Origin of the sequence: Pantoea sp. alder81, assembly GCF_020179835.1 — a bacterium.
Taxonomy (GTDB): Bacteria; Pseudomonadota; Gammaproteobacteria; order Enterobacterales; family Enterobacteriaceae; genus Pantoea.
Map to the genome: position 1 here is coordinate 878,265 of NZ_JAIUDA010000002.1, position 24,328 is coordinate 902,592.

A 24,328-nucleotide genomic window follows, 5' to 3' on the forward strand; every position below is an offset into this window, starting at 1 on the left:
TGTTCTCCCGGAATTGAGTTGAGCTAAAAAAAAATCGCCGGATTATACCGCCTTTTTGCCGCCGCGCCACTTGTCATTGGTCAAGGGCTTAGCGAGATCCGCGTGATCATAATGATTGGCGAAAAATCAGCGCTGTGCAAAGCGGCGTGAGATGGGACTCGCAAACGTTTGCCTGCACTGGTAGAATTAGCGCGCTTAATTTTTGCCACCAACCGCAATTCGCGTGGGGATTCCGCAGTGACCGACAAAACCTCTCTCAGCTACAAAGACGCCGGTGTTGATATCGATGCTGGTAACGATCTGGTTGACCGTATTAAAGGCGTAGTAAAGAAAACTCGCCGCCCGGAAGTGATGGGTGGATTGGGTGGCTTTGGCGCGCTCTGTGCGCTGCCGCAGAAATACCGCGAGCCTGTGCTGGTCTCCGGAACCGATGGCGTCGGCACCAAGCTGCGTCTGGCGATGGATCTCAAACGTCATGACAGTATCGGTATCGATCTGGTTGCGATGTGTGTCAACGACCTGATTGTGCAAGGCGCTGAGCCGCTGTTCTTCCTCGACTACTACGCAACCGGCAAACTGGACGTGGATACCGCTTCAGCGGTGATCACGGGTATCGCCGAAGGTTGCCTGCAGTCGGGTTGTGCGCTGGTCGGCGGTGAAACCGCTGAGATGCCAGGCATGTACCACGGTGAAGACTATGACGTGGCGGGTTTCTGCGTCGGCGTGGTGGAAAAATCAGAAATTATTGACGGTTCGAAAGTACAGGACGGCGACGTTCTGGTCGCGCTGGGTTCAAGCGGCCCGCATTCGAACGGTTATTCTCTGGTGCGCAAGATTCTGGAAGTCAGCCAGACCAACCCAGAAACTAAACAGCTGGATGGCAAGCCATTGGCTGACCACCTGTTGGCACCGACCCGCATTTACGTGAAAAACATCCTTAGCCTGATCGAGCAGGTGGATGTGCACGCGATTTCTCACCTGACCGGTGGCGGCTTCTGGGAAAACATCCCACGCGTGCTGCCAGACAATACTCAGGCCGTGATTGATGAGAAAAGCTGGCAGTGGCCGTCTGTGTTCAGCTGGCTGCAGCAGGCTGGTAACGTCAGCCGTCACGAAATGTACCGTACCTTTAACTGCGGCGTGGGCATGATCATCGCGCTGAGCCCGGCCGATGCCGATAAAGCGGTACAGCTGATGACCGACGCTGGTGAGCAGGCGTGGAAAATCGGTGTGATTAAAGCCTCTGACTCAGAAGAGCGAGTGGTTATTAATCCATGAAAAAACTGGTTGTGCTGATCTCCGGCAACGGAAGCAATCTTCAGTCCATCCTCGACGCCTGCGAAAGCGGGCGTATCAACGGCAGCGTCGCTGCCGTTTTCAGTAACAAAGCCTCAGCGTTGGGTTTGACGCGTGCGCAGGAAGCCAGCGTACCGGGTCATAGCCTTGCCGCCAGTGATTTTGCCGACCGCGATGCCTTTGATCGCCAGCTGATGCAGGAAATCGATGCCTATGCGCCGGATTTAGTGGTGCTGGCCGGTTACATGCGCATTCTTAGCCAGGCGTTTGTCGCGCACTATCACGATCGCTTGATCAACATCCATCCGTCGCTGCTGCCGAAATATCCCGGACTGCATACCCATCGTCAGGCGTTAGAAAATGGCGATGAGGAACACGGCACATCGGTACATTTTGTGACAGATGAGCTGGATGGCGGACCGGTGATTTTGCAGGCCCGCGTGCCGGTATTTGCTGAAGATGATGAAGAAGAGATCACCTCACGCGTGCAGCATCAGGAACATGCGATCTATCCGCTGGTGATCGGCTGGTTTGTCGATGGGCGCTTGCAGATGCGTGAAGGAAAAGCCTGGCTGGATGGGCAACCATTGCCGCCTCAGGGTTACGCGCACGAATAAATTCCTCGGTGCGCATGAATGCGCACCCTACAATTTACGCTGAACGTGGGTCTCGGTACGCATGAATGCGTTACCTACAACTTGCGCTGAAATTCGTAGGGGCGCCATTTATGGCGACCGATATCATGCTCGCCCTTAACCAAATCTGCCCGTAATGTAATCTTCGGTTTTGCGCGCTTTTGGCGAAGTGAAGATCCGATCGGTTTCATCAAACTCCACCAGTTGCCCGTTATGCATAAACGCCGTGTAATCTGACACGCGCGCCGCCTGCTGCATGTTGTGCGTCACCAGCACCAGCGTGAAATGCTGCTTTAACGTGGTCATCAGCTCTTCAATCACCAGCGTAGAAATCGGATCGAGTGCCGACGTCGGCTCATCCAAAAGCAACACTTCCGGTTCAATCGCGATGGCGCGCGCAATCACCAGACGCTGCTGCTGACCGCTGGAGAGCGTCAACGCATTCTGCGCCAGATGATCCTTCACCTCACTCCATAGCGCCGCCGCACGCAGCGCGCGTTCGCAGGCTTCATTCAATACGCGACGATCGCGCACCCCTTGCAGCCGCAAACCATACACCACGTTTTCATAGATAGATTTTGGGAATGGATTTGGACGCTGAAACACCATGCCAATTCGGCGACGCAGCGCGGGCAGATCCTGAGTAGCCTGCATCACCGCGTGCTGATCGAGCAGAATCTCACCCTCGATGCGGCAACGATCAATCACATCATTCATGCGATTAAAGCAGCGCAGCAGCGTCGATTTGCCACAGCCCGACGGACCAATCAGCGCCGTGATGCGATTTTTCGGGATGCGCAGATCGATACTGTTCAGCGCCTGGCGATCACCGTACCACAGCGACAGCTGATTAACGGTTAACGCGATGTCGTAATCGGGCGTCATCTAAAAACCTTTTAGTGCGTCATTAGGCGGTAACGCTCGCGCAGACGATGGCGTAGCGCCATCGCCAGCAGATTGAGCGACAGAATTATTACCACCAGCAGCAAGGCGGTGGCGTAGAGCAGCGGTCGGTCAGCGTCGATATTCGGGCTCTGGAAAGCCAGATCGTAAATCTGAAAACCGAGGTGCATGAATTTGCGATCCAGATGGAGATACGGGAATACCGCATCCACCGGTAGTTCCGGGGCCATTTTCACCACACCCACCAGCATCAGCGGAGCCGTTTCCCCCGCCGCACGCGCCACGGCCAGAATCAGACCGGTGAGCATAGCGGGAACCGCCAGCGGTAACACCACGCGCCACAGCGTTTCCGCTTGTGTGGCACCCAGCGCCAGTGAGCCCTGACGCAGATTATCCGGGATGCGTGACAGTCCCTCTTCGGTAGCGACAATCACCACCGGCAGTGTCAGCAGCGCCAGCGTTAACGCGGCCCATAACAATCCGGGCGTGCCAAAGGTGGGATTAGGTAGCGAGCGCGAGAAGAACAGTTGATCGATAGTGCCGCCAATCAACCAGACAAAGAAGCCCAGACCAAACACGCCATACACAATGGATGGCACGCCGGCGAGATTCACCACCGCTATACGCACCAGACGGGTTAAGGCATTACGCCCGGCATATTCGTGCAGCCACACTGCCGCCACCACACCCAGCGGCATCACGATAATCGACATCAGCAACACCATCAGCACCGTGCCAAAAATCGCCGGGAACGCCCCGCTCTCGCCGCCGCCTGATGTCGGGGAATCGCTGACAAATTGCCAAATCTGACTGAAGAAGTGCTGCAACTTCTGCCCAAACGACATTGCGTTCGGATACCAGGCATCCACCACCTGCGCCAGCGGGATGATGTGATCCTGTCCCTGTACATCGCGCAGCACCAAAGTGTCACGCTCGCTCTCATGTTGCAGATGCGTCAGCTGCTGGGCTAACGCGCTGAAGCGCCGCTGCAGCGCCACACTATTGGCATCGAATTCCGATTGATCCTGCAGCGTGAAAGTACCGTGTTGCCGTTGCTCATCAGCTTGCTGCTGCAGGCTTTCCAGCTGTGCATTTAGGCGCGCCATTTGCACACGACGAATATGGCTGGCCTGACGCAGCTGCTCATGGACCTGCACCAGCCGCTGATGCAGCAGTGCGTCGCGATCGCGCGCGGTCAGCACCTCATTATCTTCCCGCAACTCAATCAGCCAGCCGTAAGCATTACCGCCGCTGCGGCGCTGTAACACCATCGCATCTGCTGGGCGACGCGTTTTCGCCGCGCCCTGGCTATACAGCACGCGGAAATCCGGTGCGGCAAAGTCACGATTACCGGTTTTCACCACATAGCGCCACTGCTCGCCCTGCGGCTGTTTGTGCAGGGTTTCACCCAGCACCATCACCGCAGCACCTTCCGGCGGCTGGAACAGGTATTGATCCACTGGCTGTGGCCAGAACGCACGCACACCCTGCCATCCCAGCAGGCCAATCAGCAAGGTAAACGCCAGTAAGCACACGGCCACCGCACCGGCGGTCAGCCAGCGCCAGCGATCGTTTTGACGCATCGCTTTCATCCCTGACCCTCATGCTGGCTATAACGCTGGCGTAAACGTTGACGGATCAGCTCCGCTACGGTGTTGATCACCAGTGTGAATATCAGTAACAACAGCGCACTCAGGAACAGAATACGGTAATGCGCACTGCCCGCTGCCGCTTCAGGCATTTCGATGGCGATGTTGGCCGAAAGCGCGCGTAGCCCGGCAAATAAGCCGCCTTCACTCACTGGCGTGTTGCCAGTGGCCATCAGCACAATCATGGTTTCACCCACTGCGCGGCCAAAGCCAATCATCAAAGCGGCAAATATCCCCGCTGAAGCGCCCGGCAATACCACGCGCGTCAGGGTTTGCCACGGCGTGGCGCCCAGCGCCAGTGAACCCTGCCCCAGCGCGCCCGGCACGCTGAATAAGGCATCTTCAGACAGCGTGAAGATCAGGGGCACCAGCGCAAAGCCCATCGCCAGCGCCGCAACCAATAAGTTGCGTTGTTCATAATGCGCTAACCGCTCACCGATATCCGGCCACAGCTGCGTAGGCAGCCACAGCGTTAACAGGGTGACGGCCAGCAATACCGGCAGCAGCAAAATCACTTCAAAGCCAGGGCGTCGCCAACGCTGCGGCAAATGCGGACTGAGAACGCCGCACAGCAGTAGAGTCACCGCCAGCACCAGCGGCAACAGCAAAACGCCGACCAGCGCGGTACTCACGTGCGGTGCCAGCCAGACGCCGGCAATCAATCCAATCACCACGCTCGGCAAAGCGCCCATCATTTCAATACCCGGTTTCACCCAGCGGCGTAATCCTGGCGACATAAACCATGCGGTGTACATTGCTGCCGCCAGGGCCAGCGGCGTGGCGAACAGTAACGCTAACGAGGCGGCTTTTAACGTGCCCAGCACCATGGGTATCAGGCTGAACTTGGCCTGATAGCTGTCGCCAGCGGCGGTGGATTGCCATACCCAATCCGGCTGCGGATAGTTTTCATACCAGATTTTTTGCCACAAATTGCGCCAGGTGAAATCAGGCCACGGATTATCCAGTGCAAACTGTTGCCATTGCCCATCGCGTTCAATAATTAGCGCATCGCCGCGCGGAGCAAACGCCAGCGCCTGAATACCCGGTGCCAGCTGACGCGTCAAAATCGGGCCCTGCTGTTTACTGGCGAACAGTTTGACCTCACCCGCAGCATTAAAGGTGGCAAACACACGGCGCTGGGCCTCAGGTACAACCTTTAATGCATCCTGGCTGTGATTAAAGGTATGAATTTCCTGTAGTCGCGGTCCTTTATCCCCGGCGATGGCAAACCATTGCTTTACCCCCTGCTCATCCTGAATCAGCAGTGTACGGCCGCCAGTGAGAATATGCAGGCTTTGCGGACGCTGGTTGAGGGTCTGCGTTTCACGCAGTTGTGCGCCCTCTGGGGTGATTTGCCATACGCGCAACAAGCGCCCTTCGCTGGCGTAGAGCAGCGTGCCATCGGGCGATAACAGCAAATGCTCGGCTTGCTGATGTGGCAACAGAATCTGATTGACGGTTTGCTGGTTCTCCAGCGTCATCACGCTGATGCCTGCCGGCGTTTGGGCGGCAATCCGCCACTGGTGATCGCTCAGCGAGGTGAGCGCCATGGTGGTAACCGCGCCCTGCGCCAGACGCAGCGGACGATCGCCAAACGGGAAGAACCATTGACCGTGATTTTCGTGGATCAGCGGTTGCATCAGGAGCAGTCCGCCCTGCATATTGAGTAGCACGCTGCTGCTATTGCTGCTGTTGACCGCCGCATCAGGATGCTGTTGCAGCACCAGCGCATCGGCGGCGGGTTGCCCATCGAGCGGAATAAAGCGCGCCTCGTTGCGGCTGATACGCCAGCCGAGATGCCCATCGCTGCCCATCGCCAGCACCGGGGCTTTATCCCAAAGTTGGATATTGGTGGTGGCTTGCATGCCTGGCGCACTGAACAGGGGTAACACCACCCAAATCAGCCAGAAGAATAACAGCAGCATCAGCAGTAAAATGCCCACGCCGCAACCCGTCACCACGCGACGAACAAACTGATCGACGGCACGGCGACGGCGGTCGCTGAAATGGACAGGGATACGGTTTATGCTCATGCAGGCCAAATTACAGGTGAAAACACGTCGCTATGTTGCCCGTAGCTGATTGATAAGACAACCTTTGGTGTTGGACAAGCTTGCCATACTCTCGCCATAATGGTGATGGACACTGAGCGGAGGCGCATTTTTGCGATTTTCCCGCCGGACAATCCGTCCAGCAACAGCATCACGGAGTCAGAATGGGTCAGGAAAAGCTGTATATAGAAAAAGAAATAAGCTGGTTAAGCTTCAACGAACGTGTTTTACAGGAAGCCGCGGACAAGACTAACCCGCTGATTGAGCGCATGCGCTTCCTGGGAATCTATTCCAACAATCTCGAAGAGTTCTACAAAGTGCGCTTCGCCGATCTGAAACGTCGCATTCTGATCGGTGAGGAGCAAGGCACGCCAACGTCCCTTCGTCATATACTGAAAAAAATTCAGCTGCGGGTGCAGAAATCGGATCAGGAATTCGATGCGCTGTACAACGACCTGCTGCTGGAAATGGCACGTAATCAGATCTTTCTGATTAACGAACGCCAGCTGTCGCCGAATCAGCAAGATTGGCTGCGCTATTACTTCAAACATCAATTACGCCAGCACGTCACGCCGATTCTGATCAACCACGACACCGATCTGATTGAGTTCCTCAAAGACGACTACACCTATCTGGCGGTCGAAATTATCCGCGGCGACGATATTCGTTACGCGCTGCTGGAGATCCCGTCAGACAAAGTTCCGCGCTTCGTCAATTTACCGGCCGAATCACCGCGTCGTCGCAAGCCGATGATCCTGCTGGATAACATCCTGCGTTACTGCCTGGATGAAATTTTCAAAGGCTTCTTCGATTACGATGCGCTGAATGCCTATTCGATGAAAATGACGCGCGATGCCGAGTACGATCTGGTGACCGAGATGGAATCGAGCCTGCTGGAATTGATGTCCTCCAGCCTGAAGCAGCGTCTCAATGCCGAACCGGTGCGCTTTGTGTATCAGCGTGACATGCCGGATGCGATGGTGGAAATGTTGCGCCATAAGCTGGCAATCTCGAACGACGATTCGATTGTGCCAGGTGGCCGCTACCACAACTTTAAAGACTTCATTGGCTTCCCGAACGTCGGTAAAGCCAATCTGGAAAACCGTCCGCTGCCGCAAATTCGCCACATCGGCTTCGACGGTTTCCGCAACGGTTTCGATGCCATCCGTAATCGTGATGTGCTGCTCTATTATCCGTATCACACCTTTGAGCACGTACTGGAACTGCTGCGTCAGGCCTCGTTCGACCCGAATGTGCTGGCAATCAAGATCAACATTTATCGTGTGGCTAAGAACTCACGCATCATGGATGCGATGATCCACGCGGCGTACAACGGTAAAAAAGTTACCGTTGTGGTTGAGCTGCAGGCGCGTTTCGATGAAGAAGCTAACATTCGCTGGGCGAAGCGTCTGACCGAAGCGGGCGTGCACGTAATCTTCTCTGCCCCAGGTCTGAAAATTCACGCCAAGCTGTTCCTGATTTCACGTCGTGAAGGCGATGAGATTGTGCGTTATGCGCATATCGGTACCGGTAACTTCAACGAAAAAACCGCCCGCATTTATACTGACTATTCATTGCTGACCGCTGATGCGCGTATCACCAATGAAGTGCGCCGCGTGTTTAACTTTATTGAGAACCCGTATCGCCCGGTCACATTCGAGCACCTGCTGGTATCGCCGCAGAACTCGCGTGACATGCTGTACAAGCTGATTGACGCCGAGATTGCCAATGCCCAGCAGAAAAAACCGGCTGGCATTACGCTGAAAATTAACAATCTGGTGGATAACGGTTTGGTTGATCGTCTGTATGCCGCATCATCCGCAGGCGTGAAGATCAATTTATTGGTGCGCGGCATGTGCTCTCTGATCCCTGATTTACCGGGCATCAGCGAAAATATTCGCATCACCAGCATCGTTGACCGTTATCTTGAGCACGACCGCGTCTATATTTTTGAGAGCGGCGGCGACAAAAAAGTCTATCTCTCCTCCGCAGACTGGATGACGCGTAACATCGATCACCGTATTGAGGTGGCCGTGGCAATCCTCGATCCTCGCGTGAAGCAGCGCATACTGGATATTATCGCCATTCTGTTGAGTGATACGGTGAAAGCCCGCATCGTGGACAAAGAGTTGAGTAACCGTTATGTTCCGCGCGGCAATCGCAAGAAGGTGCGGTCGCAGCTGGCCATTTACGATTACATCAAGAAACTGGAACAACCCGAATAACGCCTATGCCAATTTCCCATAAAAGTACGCCGAAACCGCAGGAATTTGCGGCCATCGATCTGGGCTCTAATAGCTTCCACATGGTGATTGCCCGTGTGGTCGATGGTGCCATGCAGGTGCTCGGGCGGCTGAAACAGCGCGTGCATCTGGCCGATGGGTTGGATGCGCAGAATCGCCTGAATGAAGAAGCGATGGAGCGTGGCCTGAGCTGCCTGGCGCTGTTTGCTGAGCGTTTACAGGGATTCAGCCCGGCAAACGTCACCATTGTCGGTACGCATACGCTGCGTATCGCCACCAACGCCGAAGAGTTTCTGCAGCGCGCAGCGGAGGTGATCCCGTATCCGATTGAAGTCATTTCAGGCAATGAAGAAGCTCGTTTGATCTTCATGGGCGTGGAACATACGCAGCCGGAGAAAGGCCGCAAGCTTGTGATCGATATTGGCGGCGGTTCGACGGAGCTGGTGATCGGTGAAGATTTTGAACCGCAGCTGGTGGAAAGCCGCCGCATGGGTTGCGTCAGCTTTGCTCATCTCTACTTCCCGAAAGGGGAAATCTCACCAGAGAATTTCCGTCGCGCGCGTCTGTCTGCAGCACAGAAGCTGGAAACCATGGCCTGGCAGTATCGTCTGCACGGCTGGCAGTATGCGCTAGGCGCATCGGGTTCGATTAAAGCCGCCTGCGAAGTGTTGCTGGCAATGGGCGAGAAAGAGAAGCTGATCACCCCGGAAACACTGGAAATGCTGGTGACCGAGGTGTTGAAGCACAAGTCTTTCAATGCTCTGAGCCTGCCGGGTTTGTCGGAAGAGCGTAAAGCGGTGTTTGTGCCCGGATTAGCGATTCTGTGTGGCGCCTTTGATGCACTGGCGATTCGTGAGCTGCGTCTGTCTGACGGTGCACTGCGTGAAGGTGTGCTGTATGAAATGGAAGGTCGTTTCCGCCATCAGGATATTCGCAGCCGCACCGCGCAGAGTCTGGCGAATCATTACGCCATTGATAGCGATCAGGCGCGCCGCGTGCTGGAGACAACGGAACAACTGTATCTGCAGTGGCTGGATCAAAATCCTAAGCAGGCCAATCCGCAGCTTTCCGCGCTGTTGAAATGGGCGGCACTGCTGCATGAAGTGGGATTGACCATCAATCACAGCGGTATGCAGCGCCATTCGGCTTACATCTTGCAGAACTCCAACATGCCGGGCTTTAACCAGGATCAACAGATGCTGCTGGCCACGCTGGTACGCTACCATCGTAAAGCGGTGAAGCAGGATGAGATGCCACGTTTCACCTTGTTTAAAAAGAAACAGTTTCTGCCGATGGTGTTCCTGTTGCGTCTGGGCACGTTGCTGAACAATCAGCGCCAGGCCACGACTAAACCTGATTCACTCAAGCTGACTGCCGATGATAGCAACTGGACGCTGACGTTCCCTGCCGGCTATCTGAGCCAGAACACCCTGGTGCAGCTGGATCTGGAACGCGAACAAGCCTACTGGAATGATGTCACCGGCTGGAAACTGACGCTGGAAGAGGAGTAACGCGGGCTGCTGGCCCGCTGTATCACTATGACTACACGTCCCGACAACTATTTCGCGGAGAAATATGGCCTGACGCTGCCCCACTCCGAAGTGTTGGCCGCGCTGCCAAAACTGACCGTGGGCAAAGCGCTCGATCTTGGCTGCGGCCAGGGCCGTAACAGCCTGCTCCTGAATCAGCATGGTTTTGACGTAACGGCCTGGGATAGTAATCCCGTCAGCCTTGAGCGTCTGAACAGCATCATTCAGGAAGAGAATCTGGAGAACATTCGCACTGAACTGTGCGATCTCAATCAGGTGCGTTTTAACGGCGGCTATCAGTTTGTGCTTTCAACGGTGGTAATGATGTTCCTGCAACCGGAATCCATCCCACAGCTGATTGCCGATATGCAGGCCAGTACGCTGAAATATGGCTATAACCTGATTGTGGCGGCGATGAGCACGGATGATTATCCCAACTCACAGAATTTCCCGTTCACCTTCAAATCCGGCGAGTTGAGCAATTACTACCGCAACTGGCACATCGTGAAGTACAACGAGGATATCGGTGAACTGCATCGCCGGGATGAAAACGGCGATCGCATTAAATACCGTTTCGCCACCCTACTGGCGCAAAAAGCCAGCTATTGATGACGAGGCCGCGTGATGCGGCCTAATCTGATTTTGATCAACGCCCCCTTAACCGTTACTGCTCATTTTTCACACAGCGATTGACCTGACGATCTAACTGTGACTAAATGTTGCCACCGCCCAACCGGGCATTTACAGGAACCACCCCGCGTGAACAGCGCCATCCCAGCACGAAGACGTCCCAAAACCGGTACCATGACTCGCATTATTTTGCTGATCAGTTTCTTTATTTTGGTTGGCCGTCTGATTTTCATCATCCCCGGTGCTATTGAGCATCATCAGCAAAAAAAAGCCGCACCTGAGCCGGTCACCACACTGAGCACCAGCGATTCGCGCTAAGGAACTTGCGGGTCATCGTTGCTTGTCGCTTCACATTGCCCATTTGTGACAATGCTGCTAAATACGCCCTGATTACCCGCAACGCGCTACACTTTGACCTGACTTTACAGACACAAGGGACGCGTTATGTCTGCTCCGTATGCACAACAATTAACTGAAATCCGCCAGCACATCTTGCATCTTCTCCTCAGCGAAGACGATCTCGTTGATGTGCTGCTGGATAAATCTATCGATCTCAATGCCGCTGAGCTGCGGGAGATCACCGACTGGCGCCATCAGCTGGAAGAAGAGCTGCAGCTGCTGCATGCGGCTGACTTAGCGGATATCCTCGAAGCGCTACCCGAACAAGAGCGTCTGGCATTGTGGCGCCTTGTGCCCTCCGAGCAGCGCGGTCGCGTGCTGGTCGAAGCTTCAGAAACCGTCTGGGCCAGCCTGACGGAAGGTATGACTGATCGCGAGATTCTGCACGCTATTGAGCCGCTGGACATCGACGATCAGGTATATCTGGCGCGCTATCTGCCGCGCGATTTAACCGGACGTTTACTCACTACGCTGGAACCTAACCTGCGTGCACGCCTGCTGGAAGTGATCGAGCTTGATCGCGACCGCGTGGGTCAGGTGATGGATTTCAATATCCTGACCGTCCGATCTGACGTGACTCTCGCCACGGTGCAGCGCTTTCTGCGCAAGCGCAAAAGCATGCCGGCCGGCACCGATAAAATCTTCATCACCGACGAGCAGAATCAGTTGCTGGGTGAGTTAACACTCACCGACATTTTGCTCAACAAGCCGAAGACGCTGGTTTCTGATGTGATGAATGCTCGACCGACCACCTTTCAGCTCGACGACAAAGCCGAAGAAGCGGCCAGTGCCTTTGAACGTTATAACCTGATCTCTGCCGCCGTTATTGATGCTAATGGCAAGTTGATAGGCCGTATCACCGTGGAAGATGTGATCGATCTGGTGAACGAAGAGAACGAAAGCAACATTCGTAAGATGGGGGGTATCAGCCAGGGCGAGGACGTGTTCGCGCCAGTGCGTAAAGCGGTGGGCAAGCGCTGGGCGTGGCTTGCCATCAATCTGTGTACCGCATTTATCGCTTCTCGCGTGATTGGCCTGTTTGAAGAGACCATTTCTCAACTGGTGGCGCTGGCGGCGCTGATGCCGATTGTGGCCGGGATTGGCGGTAATACCGGTAATCAAACCATCACCATGATTGTACGCGCTCTGGCGCTGCATCAGGTGGAGCCCGGTAACTTCTCTTTCCTGGTGGTACGCGAACTCGGCGTTGCCCTGATCAACGGGCTGTTCTGGGGCGGGATTATGGGCAGCATCACCTGGTTAATGTACGACAATATGCAACTCGGTGGCGTAATGATGCTGGCGATGGTGCTGAATCTGCTGCTGGCGGCGCTAATGGGTGTACTGATTCCGTTGATCATGACCAAGATGAAACGCGATCCGGCGGTGGGCTCCAGCGTGCTGATCACGGCCATCACTGACACCGGTGGTTTCTTTATTTTCCTCGGTCTGGCGACGGTGTTTTTACTGCACCATTAAATCAAAGACAGTGTGCGTAACGTTGCAGCGCCTGCTGCAAATTGAGTTGCAACGTTGCGTACGCCAGTTCGCTGATGCCTGGTGTTACGCGCGATGAGCCGCGTTGATTTGGCCACTCCACCACATCAACCAAGTGCCACAGCGCGGTTTTACCATCATGAATCGGGCGTGGGAACTGTGGGCTGTGAGTGAGCATTAACTTACGCATATTTTGACGTGACACGCCAATCAACTCAGCGATATCCGTGAGGCCGACCAGATCGGGGGCCGCTTCAATCAGTTCCGCATCGGGTAAAGCCTGGGTGACTTCGGCTAAAGCATCGCGAATCGCCTGCTGCGCATTCTCCGCTTCCCGGCAGTACATCAGACTCAATTTACCTGCCACGCCGGTGCCCACCAGCGCATCAGTGCAACCGGCAGCGCCGAGTCGCTCCAGGGCCTCATCATCTGTAACAGCTTCACTCAACTGAAAACGTAACGTGAATTCAAATTCCATTTTTGATCCTTAAAAATTTCAATTTCTTTGTGTGGGTGTCGTTTCCTTTCTGACATTGCATGCCAACTTATAGTCTGAATTTTGGTTGTCAACTGACAGCCAGTGCGAATATTTTGATGCTATGTCAGCAGCATTTAAGGCAAGAAAAAACAATAAGTATCCTGTGATCCCGAATTTCATTTGAGGTTGGATTCCAGCGCACAAAATCAAGCGCGCCTGAGTTCAAGCGCATATACACTTAGCGCTATCACTGACCTGAGGGAAAAACAGCATGTTTAAAGTTGATGATTTTGTGCAGTCGAAAACCGGTGGCCCAAAGATGCAGGTAACACGGGTTGAAGGTGAGTTGCTATGGTGTGCGCGTATTGACGATCCCATCAAGCGTGAGATCGAAGTTAGAGCAGATAGCGTGAATTTGTATCACGAAGAAGGCGATTTCGGCGTGTGCTGATGCTCATCGGTTGCGCGATCAATCGCGCCGCTACTGGCCATAGCGGCGCAATTTATTGCGTAATGCTTGTCACTTAAGTGCTTTGGTCGCCATGAATGGCGCCCCTACATTGCTCGGTGCGGTTTTCGTAGGGGGCGCACTCATGCGTACTAAGTTAAATAGGCACTCATTGGCTTAAGTGAGAGGCATTACGCACTTTATTGAGCGACGTTAACGCATACCATCACGGATTATCTTTTTGCAGATTATCCTGCCCAATCCCACCAATAAACGGCAAGCGCAGCTTCAGCGGCGCGAAGTCCAGACCGAGGTTTAATCCCAGCACATTCACCTCCAGCCCCTCTTCCGCGCCCAGCGTGACGCCTAAAACGCCCAATAAAGATACCTGTAAGCCGCGCCCTGACGGTGGTAAGCCAATTGGATGAAGCAGTGAGCGATAATCTTTGCCTAAAGCATTGGCAGGCAGATCCAGCTTCAACGCAGGCACTTCACGACCGATGTGCGCCATAAAGGTGTTGCTATTCGGCCCCGGCCACGCGCGATAGGTCGTTGGCCACGGGTAGGATTTTATCGCCGCTTCGATCTGCGGAATCATCGCTTCGGCCTCTTTGCCACGATGCTCCACCAGCAAGTGCGGCTTCGCTCCGTACCAGTAACCATCTGGCAAATTTGAGTTGCGGCGTACCTTATCGCCACTGCCCCAGCTGATCACTTCATAACGGTTGTACTGAGTCTCACCTGCACGCTTAAAAATGATCCATGGATGTACGGCGACTGCTCCCTTCCAGCCGTACGTGGGCGCGGCATAGACCTGCACGATAGCCAGATTGGCATATTGATGCGGATCCGGCGCTATCCCGGCCGAATCTCGCCTCGCCGTCGCCCAACCACCGCGCTCACTGGTTAGCTCACCAGTGCGCGTGGCCTGCGCCAGACTCGCTGCCAGTGATAGCAGCACAATACAGAGGAAAGAGATGAGAAAGGCTTTCAGTGGCAGCATCGACGGCATCCTGATGAGTAATATTTCACCTGCCATCATGCATGGATAGAGGTGAGTTTGTATTCACTAACTATGCGATAGGGCAAATCGTTCTGAAAACTGATGTTGGTTGGCCACAAAAGAATGGAGTGTATCTCGCAGATGCACACTCTTCGCTGACCCTTGCGTTGCATCAATGTCGCTTATAAAAGACAATTTTTGCTGGATTGAATGCTTGCGAGGACGCTATGCAACTCACCGAGGTAACAGCATGACTATCATCACTCAATCTGCACCAAAGAAAAAAGCAGTCAGTCACGACGATGCGATGGTAGCAGAGTTGCGAGACAACCCTGATTACGCTGAAATCTACCTGCAAACGGCATTGGAAGATATATACGAAGAAGGTGGGATAGCTGCCTTTCTGATCGCCCTTCGTCGGGTAGTTGAAGCCCGAGGTGGCATTAGCGAAATCTCTCGCAAGTCCGGGTTGTCGCGCCAGCAGTTGTACAAAACGCTCTCAGAAAAAGGAAATCCAACGCTCACTACCCTAACAGAGATTACTCGTGCGGCGGGCGTTAGGCTTATCCCTCACCTCTAAAGAAAAAGCCCGCATTTAAGCGGGCTTGATAGGCAATTCAATCAGCGGAAATCATTCCCACTCAATCGTGGCCGGTGGTTTACCTGAGATATCGTAAACCACGCGTGAAATGCCGTTCACTTCGTTGATGATGCGGTTGGAGACGCGGCCGAGGAAATCGTACGGCAGGTGCGCCCAGTGCGCGGTCATGAAGTCGATGGTCTCTACTGCACGCAGTGACACAACCCAATCGTATTTACGACCGTCGCCCATTACGCCAACAGAGCGCACTGGCAGGAACACGGTGAAGGCCTGGCTGACTTTGTTGTACAGGTCAGCTTTATGCAGTTCTTCGATGAAGATTGCATCGGCACGACGCAGCAGGTCGCAGTACTCTTTCTTCACTTCGCCCAGCACGCGCACGCCCAAACCTGGACCTGGGAACGGGTGACGATACAGCATGTCGTAAGGCAGGCCGAGTTCCAGACCGATCTTACGCACTTCATCTTTGAACAGCTCTTTCAGCGGCTCAACCAGACCCATCTTCATCTCTTTCGGCAGGCCGCCCACATTGTGGTGCGACTTGATCACGTGCGCCTTGCCGGTGGCAGAAGCCGCAGACTCGATTACGTCAGGATAGATGGTGCCTTGCGCCAGCCACTTCACGTCTTCCAGGCGCAATGCTTCCTGGTCAAATACTTCAACGAACACGCGGCCGATGATCTTACGCTTGGCTTCTGGATCGTTCTCGCCTGCCAGTGCATCAAGGAAACGGGCTTCAGCGGCAACGTGAACGATGTTCAGACCAAAGTGGTCGCCAAACATGTCCATGACTTGCTCGGCCTCATTGAGACGCAGCAAGCCGTTATCCACGAATACGCAGGTCAGACGATCGCCAATGGCGCGGTGCAGCAACATGGCGGTAACAGATGAATCCACGCCACCTGACAGGCCGAGGATCACTTTGTCTTCGCCAACCTGCTCACGCAGACGCTCTACCGCATCTTCGATGATCTTGGCCGGGGTCCAAAGTGCTTCACAACCGCAGATGTCGCGGATGAAACGCTCCAGCATGCGCAGGCCCTGACGGGTATGCGTCACTTCCGGGTGGAACTGCACGCCGTAGAATTTCTTCTCTTCGTTGGCCATGATGGCGAACGGACAGGTTTCGGTGCTGGCAACGGTTTCAAAACCAGCTGGGATAGCGGTAACTTTATCGCCATGGCTCATCCACACGTCGAGCAACGGTTTGCCGGCAGCGCTGATGGCATCTTCGATGTCACGGACCAGCGCGCTCTGCGTCAGCACTTCGACCTGCGCATAACCAAATTCACGCTCGTTAGAGCCTTCAACTTTGCCACCCAGCTGCATCGCCATGGTCTGCATGCCGTAGCACACGCCCAGCACCGGCACGCCAGCGTTAAACACGTATTCCGGTGCACGCGGGCTGTTATGCTCAGTGGTGCTTTCCGGGCCACCTGACAAAATGATGCCATTTGGGTTGAAACCACGAATCTGCTCTTCGGTGACATCCCACGCCCAGAGTTCGCAGTAGACGCCCAGCTCACGCACGCGGCGCGCGACCAGCTGCGTATACTGAGAACCAAAATCGAGGATCAAAATGCGATGTTTATGAATATTTTCAGTCGTCATTGAGGCGTTTCCATTGGGATGGACTTGATAATAAAAGCGCCCGGCAGGTGCCGGGCGTTGAATCTTACGGGATTATGAACCCATGCGGTAGTTCGGTGACTCTTTGGTGATGGTCACGTCATGCACGTGGCTTTCGTTGATGCCTGCGCCACTGATGCGCACGAACTCGGCTTTAGTACGCAAGTCGTCGATAGTTGGGCAACCGGTCAGGCCCATGCAAGAGCGCAGACCGCCCATTTGCTGGTGCACGATCTCTTTCAGACGGCCTTTGTACGCGACGCGACCTTCGATACCTTCTGGCACCAGTTTGTCAGCGGCGTTATCGGTCTGGAAGTAACGGTCTGAAGAGCCTTTGGACATCGCGCCCAGTGAACCCATACCGCGGTAGGATTTGAACGAACGGCCCTGATACAGCTCGATCTCGCCAGGAGACTCTTCAGTACCTGCCAGCATAGAACCGACCATCACTGCGGCAGCACCCGCCGCGATCGCTTTGGCGATGTCACCTGAGAAGCGAATACCACCATCAGCCACAACCGGGATGCCGGTGCCTTCCAGCGCAGCAACCGCATCAGAAACAGCGGTGATCTGCGGTACACCCACGCCAGTCACGATGCGCGTGGTACAGATTGAACCAGGACCGATACCGACTTTCACCGCGCTCACGCCCGCTTCGGCCAGTGCCAATGCACCTGCACCGGTTGCCACGTTGCCACCGATGATGTCGAGATTCGGGTATTTAGCACGGGTTTCACGGATACGCTGCAAAACACCTTCAGAGTGACCGTGTGAAGAGTCAATCAGCAGCACGTCAACACCGGCAGCCACTAACGCATCAACACGCTCTTCGTTACCTGCACCCGCGCCAACCGCAGCACCTACGCGCAGACGGCCTTCCGCATCTTTACAAGCGTTAGGTTTACGTTCTGCTTTCTGGAAATCTTTAACAGTAATCATGCCCAGCAGGTGGAAGCTATCGTCAACAACCAGCGCTTTCTCAACACGTTTTTCGTGCATTTTCTGCAGAACGATGTCGCGTGCTTCACCCTCTTTCACGGTGACCAGACGCTCTTTTGGCGTCATCACTGCGGAAACTGGCAGGCTCAGGTCAGTCACAAAACGCACGTCACGACCGGTAATGATACCGACCAGTTCGTTGTCGGTGTTTACAACCGGATAACCCGCAAAGCCGTTGCGCTCGGTCAGCTCTTTCACTGCCGCCAGTGCGGTGGTAGGCAGTACAGTTTGCGGATCGGTCACTACGCCACTTTCGTGTTTTTTCACTTTGCGAACTTCATCCGCCTGGCGCTCAATCGACATGTTTTTGTGGATAAAGCCCAGACCGCCTTCCTGTGCCAGTGCAATCGCCAGACCGGCTTCGGTCACGGTGTCCATTGCAGCAGACAGCATAGGAATGTTCAGACGGATGTTTTTCGTCAGTTGGGTGCTGAGATCAGCGGTGTTAGGTAGCACAGTGGAGTGAGCTGGAACGAGCAGAACGTCGTCGAAAGTGAGGGCTTCTTTAGTGATTCTTAGCATTGCAATATCTCCACCTGGGGGCGATTAAAACAGATAAAATATTGCCGCGGCATTATACAGGCCGAAATCGATTGCCTCCAGTGTTTTTTAGGAAAAAGTCTTGATCCTCCGGGTGAGCAATGTAGTATCGGTTGATTAACCCTCTGATTTAAAGTTTGATCTACATCACATGTCGCTACCGCCAACCGCCAATATTTTTACTGTCAGCCGCCTGAATACCACGGTGCGCCAACTGCTGGAAAATGAGATGGGCCTGGTGTGGCTCAGCGCTGAAATTTCAAATTTTACTCAGCCCTCTTCCGGCCACTGGTACTTCACGTTAAAGGATGATGGCGCACAAGTTCGCTGCGCGATGTTCCGCAACAGCAACCGTCGCGTTACTTTTCGTCCACAGCATGGTCAGCAGGTTTTAGTTCGCGCCAGCATTACGCTGTATGAGCCGCGTGGCGACTATCAGCTGATTATTGAAAGCATGCATCCGGCGGGTGAAGGCCTGTTGCAGCAGCAGTTCGAACAGCTTAAAGCACGACTGGCGGCCGAAGGGTTATTTGATCAGCAATTTAAGCAATCGCTGCCCGATCCGGCGCGTCAGGTAGGCGTGATCACCTCCGCGACCGGCGCTGCGCTGCATGATGTGCTGCGCGTACTGCATCGCCGCGATCCGTCGCTGCCCGTGATTATCTATCCTACGCCAGTGCAAGGTGTCGATGCGCCCGCAGCCATCGTGCGCGCCATTGAACTGGCGAACCAGCGTGATGAGTGTGACGTGCTGATCGTCGGCCGTGGCGGCGGCTCGCTGGAAGATTTGTGGAGCTTTAATGACGAGCGCGTGGCGCGCGCTATCTTTGCCAGCCGCCTGCCGATCGTCAGTGCCGTGGGTCACGAAACAGACGTCACCATCGCCGACTTTGTTGCCGACCTGCGTGCCCCTACCCCTTCTGCAGCGGCGGAAATCGTCAGCCGCAATCAGATAGAGCTATTGCGCCGTTTGCAGTCACAGCAGCAGCGTATGGAAATGGCGATGGATTTCTACATTGCTGAGCAGCAGCGTCGCTTCACCCGCATTCAGCACCGCTTACAGCAGCAGCACCCGCAGCTGCGCCTGGCACGTCAGCAAACCACGCTGTTCCAGTTGCAGCGCCGCCTGGGCGAAGCGATGGATCAGCGCCTGCGCATGGCCAATCGCCAGCAGGATCGCGTGTTACAGCGCCTCAATAATCAGCAGCCGCAAGGGCGGATTCTGCGTGCGCAACAACAAATGCAGCAGTGGCAGTATCGTTTGCAGCAGGGCATGGAGAAGCAGCTCAATCACAATCGCCAGCGCTTTGGCAATCTGGCTGCACAACTGGAGGGCGTCAGTCCGCTGGCGACTCTGGCTCGCGGTTTTAGCGTGACAACGGATACCCAAGGCCAGCTGGTGAAGAAAACCCAACAATTGCATAAAGGCGATTTACTGCGCACCCGTCTGGATGATGGCTGGGTGGAAAGCCAGGTGACCGCCCTTGAGCCACAGAAATCACGCAGCCGCAAAGCACGCTCCTAGCTGAAAAACTATACTTCTGGCATGTTCCCTCACGGCCAGGAGTTCATATGACCTACAGCGTTATTCCTCCGTATATTCTTCGCAATATCATTGACCACTGCTCGGGTGCGCCACAAGAGTCTGCTCGCCGCACCCTAACTCATGTTCAGCAACTGATGGCCGAACACAACCATAAAGCGGCCAGCGCGGCCACCTCACAGCCCGGCACCGTGCTGCGTGCCATCTATGATGCTGAAAATACGCAAAATCTGCCCGGCACCTTAATCCGCGATGAAGGCCAGCCGGGCAATGGCGACGTTGCGGCTGAAGAGGCCTGGAATTATCTCGGTATCACCTACGATTTCTACTGGCAAATCTTCAAGCGCAATTCACTTGATAACAAAGGCCTGAAGCTGGATGGCACCGTGCATTACAGCAAGGAGTATCAGAACGCCTTCTGGAACGGTCAGCAGATGGTGTTTGGTGACGGCGATGGTGAGATCTTTAACCGCTTTACCATCGCACTCGATGTGGTGGCACATGAACTCACCCACGGCGTGACCGAGAACGAAGCGGGACTGGTTTACTTCCAGCAGTCTGGTGCGTTGAATGAATCGATGTCTGATGTGTTTGGCTCGCTGGTGAAGCAGTTCCACCTGCAGCAAACGGCGGATCAGGCTGACTGGTTGATCGGTGAGGGTTTGTTAGCCGCTGGGATTAAAGGCCGAGGACTCCGCTCCATGTCCGCACCCGGCACCGCCTACGACGATCCGAAACTCGGTAAAGATCCGCAACCCGCTGATATGGATCACTACATTGAAACCCGCGATGACAACGGCGGTGTCCATCTCAACTCTGGCATTCCCAATCGCGCGTTTTATCTCGCCGCGAAGGCGTTAGGCGGTTTTGCCTGGGAGCTGGCGGGTCAAGCCTGGTATGACACGCTCTGCGACAAGACACTGCCGCAGGATGCCGACTTCAGCACCTTTGCCCACTTTACCGTCGAGCATGGCGGTAAGCGATTTAACCGCTCGGTGGCGGAGGCGATTCAATCCGCCTGGCTACAGGTAGGCGTAACGTGAATATTCAACTGACTGATGACGCCATCATTGAACTGGCACGTGAAGGCGGCATCGCCTTTATCCCCAATCTGCGTGGCGAACGACGGTTTGCCCTGGCGCAACTGCCAGAACCGCAAAAACAGCGGGTGTGTAACGTGCTGGAGCAAGCGCTGCCACTGGGCGAACCGGAAGATCAGGCGGCGAATCTTGGTCGCGGCGACCAGCGCTATTTTCGTATTCAAATCACCTATGCCACCCATCATGAAGCAGGCTCCATCGTGATTTTGATTCCTGAAACAGCGGCATCGCCTGAATTAGAGGCACTTTGGCGCGACGGCCAGTGAAGAACTCGGAGATCTCCCAAAGCAAGCTCTAACTTACTGACTATAATCATTAATGTGGCTAGCTAGTCCACGTCGAAGAAAACACCCTTAGATGAGGTCTCTGCTATGACACAAAAGAAGCAAAGAGGTGGTGCCGGGAACTTTGCAGAGGACCCGGAGCGCGCCAGGGAAGCAGGCAGTGCTGGCGGCAAAGTCAGTGGGGGCAATTTCAGAAACGATCCTGAAAGAGCCAGGGAAGCTGGAAGAAAAGGAGGACAAAAAAGCCGTCGCCCCTCCAAGCAGCAGTGAATAAGGTACCTTTAGGGACGTTGTGCGCCACGGATGGTTAATAAAAAAAAGGCCGACATCATGATGTCGGCCTTTCTCATTACGGCTACTTACTTGCTGTCTGGCAGCGCGTAAGCAATCACGTAGTCACCACGGTCTGGTGACTGACGTGCGCCACCCGCGGAGATCAGGATGTACTGTTTGCCATTCTTCGGCGAAACGTAGCTGATTGGACCGCCCTGGCTGCCGACTGGCAGGCGTGCTTTCCACACTTCTTTACCGGTTGAGCTATCGAAGGCGCGCAGATAGTAATCCTGCGTACCGGCGATGAACACCAGGCCGCCCTGAGTCGCTAAGGTGCCACCCAGCGTTGGCATACCGATTGGCATCTGTGCGCGCATCTTAATACCGAATGGACCGGTATCCTGCACGGTACCGACCGGAACCTGCCATACGATCTGGCGGGTTTTCATGTCGATAGCTGACAGCGTACCAAACGGTGGTGCCTGGCAAGGAATACCCAGCGGAGACATGAAGCGGTTTTTGTTCACTGCATACGGGGTGCCTTTCAGCGGTACTGCGCCCATACCGGTGTTGATCGCTTCACCACCATTGCTGGCTGCGTCTTTGCTGGTGTCCTGAGGAATCATCTGCACCCACAGACCCAGACGCATGTCGTTAACGAACATGTACTGGTTGTTCGGGTCGAACGAGATGCTGCCCCAGTTCATACCACCCAGTGAGCCAGGGAAGCTAAGTGACTTGTCGGTGTCCGGTACGGTGAACAGGCCATCGTAACGCATGCCTTTGAAGGCGATACGGCACACTAACTGGTCAAACGGCGTAGCACCCCACATGTCAGACTCGGTCAGTTTCTGGTTGCCGATATTAGGCATCTCCACTGAGTGCGGCTGCGTTTGGGTGTACTGCTCTCTTGGAATGTGACCCTGCGGCATTGGCTGCTCTTCAACTTTCGTTAAAGGCTTGCCGGTCAGACGATCCAGAACCCAAATCATGCCGGTTTTCGCACCGATCACGACAGCAGGCTTGGTGGTGCCATCCTTCATTGGGAAGTCAACCAGGCTCGGCTGCATTGGCAGGTCGAAGTCCCACAGATCGTTATGCACGGTCTGGTAAACCCATTTCTGCTTACCGGTTGTCGCATCCAGTGCAAGGATTGATGCGCCATAGGTGTGATCCAGTTTGGTACGTTCAGCACCATACAGGTCAACCGAAGAGCTACCCATCGGCAGGAACACGGTGTTCATTGCCGGATCGTATGACATTGGTGCCCATGAGTTCGGGGTACTACGGGTGTAGTCTTTGCCCGGCATCAGGATGGCATTCGGGTCATCGTTGCCTGGGTCAAACGCCCAACGCATCTGACCGGTGATCACGTCAAAGCCACGCAGTACGCCGCCAGGCATATCGGTCTGGACGTTATCCGCCACACGGCCGCCAACTACCACGGTGGTGCCTGCAAGCTGTGGTGCAGACGTCAGCTGATACTGTGGATCTGGCGCAGCGCCAAGACCTTTTTTCAGGTCAACCACACCGTGGTCGCCGAAGTCTTCACAGAACTCACCGTTATCAGCGTTGATGGCAATCAGACGCGCATCGATGGTGTTCATCAGAATACGACGCTGACAGGTATCACCTGCGGCCAGAGCTGGCGCAGGAACCGGCGTTGAGCCAGGCTGGCTTGGCTGCTGCACCGGCTTGGTCGCATCGAAATACGCCAGACCACGGCAGCGGTTCCACACTTCTGCCTGTGCGTTAATTTCACGCTTCCAGATCTGCTTACCGGTATCGGCTGCAACCGCGATCACGTTGTTGTGCGGGGTGCAAAGGTACAGAGTGTTGCCAACCTGCAGTGGTGTTTCCTGATCTTCCGCACCGTTACCGGTTGGGCTGATTGGGGTATCGCCAGTGTGGAAGGTCCACGCAACCTGCAAGTCTTTGACGTTGTCACGGGTGATCTGATCGATCGCTGCGAAACGGTCACCTTCAGGGGTGCGGCCGTAGCTGCTCCAGTCCTGCTGTGGCTTAGACTTGTCGACCGGAATCAGCGGCAGCTGTTTGCCGTCGAAAGCGACGGTTGGGTGCGGCTGGAACATCTGCACGAAAGTTGCCACCATGCCAACAGCGATGACCGCTGAGAGCACATAGGACACTTTGGCCAGAGAGCTTTTGCCTTCACGCTTACGCAGCGCAGGCCAGGTCAGGAACGCCAGCAGCATAAGACCTGCAGGCACCATCAGGCGGGAAACTAACTGCCAGAAGTGGAAGCCCGCATCGAACAGCGCCCAAATCAGGGTGCCTACGAAGACCAGAATGAACAGGGTCACGGCGGATGATTTGCGACGGAAGAACTGAATCGCCGACAGCAACATCACAATACCGGAAATGAGGAAGTACCAGCTGCCGCCCAGAGCGACCAACTTGCCACCGCCGATCGCGAAGAACAGACCGACAGCCAGCAGGACCAGCCCGAACAATACAGACCAGATACTCAGCCCTTTAGAGGGACGAGCGGAATTTTCTGCCATAACAAAAACTCTCCTGAAAAAATAACGCGCTGGTGCCGGCTAACAGGTTGTAGCCGGTGACAATGCTCCTGCC

21 protein-coding genes are annotated in these 24,328 nt (G+C 54.9%); 13 read left to right on the forward strand and 8 right to left on the reverse strand.

All coding sequences use genetic code 11. The features are described 5' to 3' along the window. Positions 1 to 237 precede the first annotated feature (237 nt). Positions 238 to 1,278: a phosphoribosylformylglycinamidine cyclo-ligase gene (purM, locus tag LBW88_RS09015; protein WP_224930623.1), complete on the forward strand. Its 1,041-nt coding sequence runs from the start codon at positions 238 to 240 to the stop codon at positions 1,276 to 1,278. Next, positions 1,275 to 1,913 carry a phosphoribosylglycinamide formyltransferase gene (purN, locus tag LBW88_RS09020; protein WP_224930620.1) on the forward strand — a complete coding sequence of 213 codons (639 nt, stop codon included), beginning with the start codon at positions 1,275 to 1,277 and terminating at the stop codon, positions 1,911 to 1,913. The genes purM and purN overlap by 4 nt, the downstream gene beginning before the upstream one ends. A gap of 135 nt (positions 1,914 to 2,048) precedes the next feature. Here the strand turns inward: purN and pstB are convergent, their stop codons facing one another. The 3 genes from pstB to LBW88_RS09035 are packed head-to-tail and all read right to left on the reverse strand — an operon-like array spanning position 2,049 to position 6,516. Further along, on the reverse strand, positions 2,049 to 2,816 hold the full coding sequence (gene pstB, locus LBW88_RS09025; RefSeq protein WP_224930617.1) for a phosphate ABC transporter ATP-binding protein PstB: 768 nt from the start codon (positions 2,814 to 2,816) through the stop codon (positions 2,049 to 2,051). Positions 2,817 to 2,827: 11 nt separating this feature from the next. Continuing rightward, a complete protein-coding gene (gene pstA, locus LBW88_RS09030) occupies positions 2,828 to 4,426 on the reverse strand; it encodes a phosphate ABC transporter permease PstA (RefSeq protein ID WP_224930614.1) in 1,599 nt (532 codons plus the stop codon). Then, positions 4,423 to 6,516: an ABC transporter permease subunit gene (locus LBW88_RS09035; protein WP_224930611.1), complete on the reverse strand. Its 2,094-nt coding sequence runs from the start codon at positions 6,514 to 6,516 to the stop codon at positions 4,423 to 4,425. Before LBW88_RS09035 ends, pstA begins: the two co-directional genes overlap by 4 nt. Before the next feature lie 182 nt (positions 6,517 to 6,698). Between LBW88_RS09035 and ppk1 the strand changes: the two genes are divergently transcribed. The 5 genes from ppk1 to mgtE all read left to right on the forward strand — a co-directional run bounded on the left by ppk1 (position 6,699) and on the right by mgtE (position 12,814). After that, positions 6,699 to 8,759, forward strand: a complete 2,061-nt coding sequence (gene ppk1, locus LBW88_RS09040) for a polyphosphate kinase 1 (protein ID WP_224930608.1) — start codon at positions 6,699 to 6,701, stop codon at positions 8,757 to 8,759. Positions 8,760 to 8,764: 5 nt separating this feature from the next. Further along, positions 8,765 to 10,288 carry an exopolyphosphatase gene (gene ppx, locus LBW88_RS09045; RefSeq protein ID WP_224930605.1) on the forward strand — a complete coding sequence of 508 codons (1,524 nt, stop codon included), beginning with the start codon at positions 8,765 to 8,767 and terminating at the stop codon, positions 10,286 to 10,288. 27 nt (positions 10,289 to 10,315) lie between these two features. Further along, positions 10,316 to 10,915 (forward strand): tellurite resistance methyltransferase TehB, encoded by a 600-nt coding sequence (gene tehB / locus LBW88_RS09050; RefSeq protein WP_224930601.1) that lies wholly within the window; start codon positions 10,316 to 10,318, stop codon positions 10,913 to 10,915. Between the two features lie 150 nt (positions 10,916 to 11,065). Then, the gene (locus LBW88_RS09055; protein ID WP_034825717.1) at positions 11,066 to 11,254 is read left to right on the forward strand and encodes a YfgG family protein; all 189 of its coding nucleotides are present in this window, start codon (positions 11,066 to 11,068) and stop codon (positions 11,252 to 11,254) included. Positions 11,255 to 11,380: 126 nt separating this feature from the next. Continuing rightward, a complete protein-coding gene (gene mgtE / locus LBW88_RS09060) occupies positions 11,381 to 12,814 on the forward strand; it encodes a magnesium transporter (RefSeq protein ID WP_224930598.1) in 1,434 nt (477 codons plus the stop codon). Position 12,815: 1 nt separating this feature from the next. Here mgtE and LBW88_RS09065 read toward each other — a convergent pair whose 3' ends face one another. Beyond that, positions 12,816 to 13,310, reverse strand: a complete 495-nt coding sequence (locus LBW88_RS09065) for a DNA-binding protein (protein ID WP_224930595.1) — start codon at positions 13,308 to 13,310, stop codon at positions 12,816 to 12,818. A gap of 271 nt (positions 13,311 to 13,581) precedes the next feature. On the opposite strand from LBW88_RS09065, the gene LBW88_RS09070 reads away from it, so the two are divergent. After that, the gene (locus tag LBW88_RS09070) at positions 13,582 to 13,761 is read left to right on the forward strand and encodes a hypothetical protein (RefSeq protein ID WP_034825711.1); all 180 of its coding nucleotides are present in this window, start codon (positions 13,582 to 13,584) and stop codon (positions 13,759 to 13,761) included. A 223-nt stretch (positions 13,762 to 13,984) separates the two neighbouring features. Here LBW88_RS09070 and LBW88_RS09075 read toward each other — a convergent pair whose 3' ends face one another. Beyond that, positions 13,985 to 14,761, reverse strand: coding sequence for a DUF3750 domain-containing protein (locus tag LBW88_RS09075; protein WP_224930593.1), 777 nt, complete (start codon positions 14,759 to 14,761; stop codon positions 13,985 to 13,987). 250 nt (positions 14,762 to 15,011) lie between these two features. On the opposite strand from LBW88_RS09075, the gene LBW88_RS09080 reads away from it, so the two are divergent. Further along, positions 15,012 to 15,341 carry an addiction module antidote protein gene (locus LBW88_RS09080; RefSeq protein WP_224930590.1) on the forward strand — a complete coding sequence of 110 codons (330 nt, stop codon included), beginning with the start codon at positions 15,012 to 15,014 and terminating at the stop codon, positions 15,339 to 15,341. A 51-nt stretch (positions 15,342 to 15,392) separates the two neighbouring features. Here LBW88_RS09080 and guaA read toward each other — a convergent pair whose 3' ends face one another. Both guaA and guaB read right to left on the reverse strand, forming a co-directional pair. Then, on the reverse strand, positions 15,393 to 16,973 hold the full coding sequence (gene guaA, locus LBW88_RS09085) for a glutamine-hydrolyzing GMP synthase (protein ID WP_224930587.1): 1,581 nt from the start codon (positions 16,971 to 16,973) through the stop codon (positions 15,393 to 15,395). Between the two features lie 72 nt (positions 16,974 to 17,045). Further along, positions 17,046 to 18,512, reverse strand: coding sequence for an IMP dehydrogenase (gene guaB, locus LBW88_RS09090; protein ID WP_224930584.1), 1,467 nt, complete (start codon positions 18,510 to 18,512; stop codon positions 17,046 to 17,048). A gap of 169 nt (positions 18,513 to 18,681) precedes the next feature. Here guaB and xseA point away from each other — a divergent pair, with 169 nt between their 5' ends. The 4 genes from xseA (at position 18,682) to LBW88_RS09110 (ending at position 21,727) form a co-directional block, all read left to right on the forward strand. Continuing rightward, positions 18,682 to 20,055, forward strand: coding sequence for an exodeoxyribonuclease VII large subunit (xseA, locus tag LBW88_RS09095; RefSeq protein ID WP_224930581.1), 1,374 nt, complete (start codon positions 18,682 to 18,684; stop codon positions 20,053 to 20,055). 47 nt (positions 20,056 to 20,102) lie between these two features. Continuing rightward, complete coding sequence (locus LBW88_RS09100; RefSeq protein WP_224930578.1) at positions 20,103 to 21,116, forward strand: M4 family metallopeptidase; 1,014 nt, start codon at positions 20,103 to 20,105, stop codon at positions 21,114 to 21,116. Beyond that, a complete protein-coding gene (locus LBW88_RS09105) occupies positions 21,113 to 21,439 on the forward strand; it encodes a protealysin inhibitor emfourin (RefSeq protein ID WP_045831618.1) in 327 nt (108 codons plus the stop codon). Before LBW88_RS09100 ends, LBW88_RS09105 begins: the two co-directional genes overlap by 4 nt. A 105-nt stretch (positions 21,440 to 21,544) precedes the next feature. Beyond that, the gene (locus LBW88_RS09110; protein ID WP_045814915.1) at positions 21,545 to 21,727 is read left to right on the forward strand and encodes a general stress protein; all 183 of its coding nucleotides are present in this window, start codon (positions 21,545 to 21,547) and stop codon (positions 21,725 to 21,727) included. Positions 21,728 to 21,816: 89 nt separating this feature from the next. Here LBW88_RS09110 and LBW88_RS09115 read toward each other — a convergent pair whose 3' ends face one another. Continuing rightward, the gene (locus LBW88_RS09115; protein WP_224930575.1) at positions 21,817 to 24,255 is read right to left on the reverse strand and encodes a glucose/quinate/shikimate family membrane-bound PQQ-dependent dehydrogenase; all 2,439 of its coding nucleotides are present in this window, start codon (positions 24,253 to 24,255) and stop codon (positions 21,817 to 21,819) included. Positions 24,256 to 24,328 lie beyond the last annotated feature (73 nt).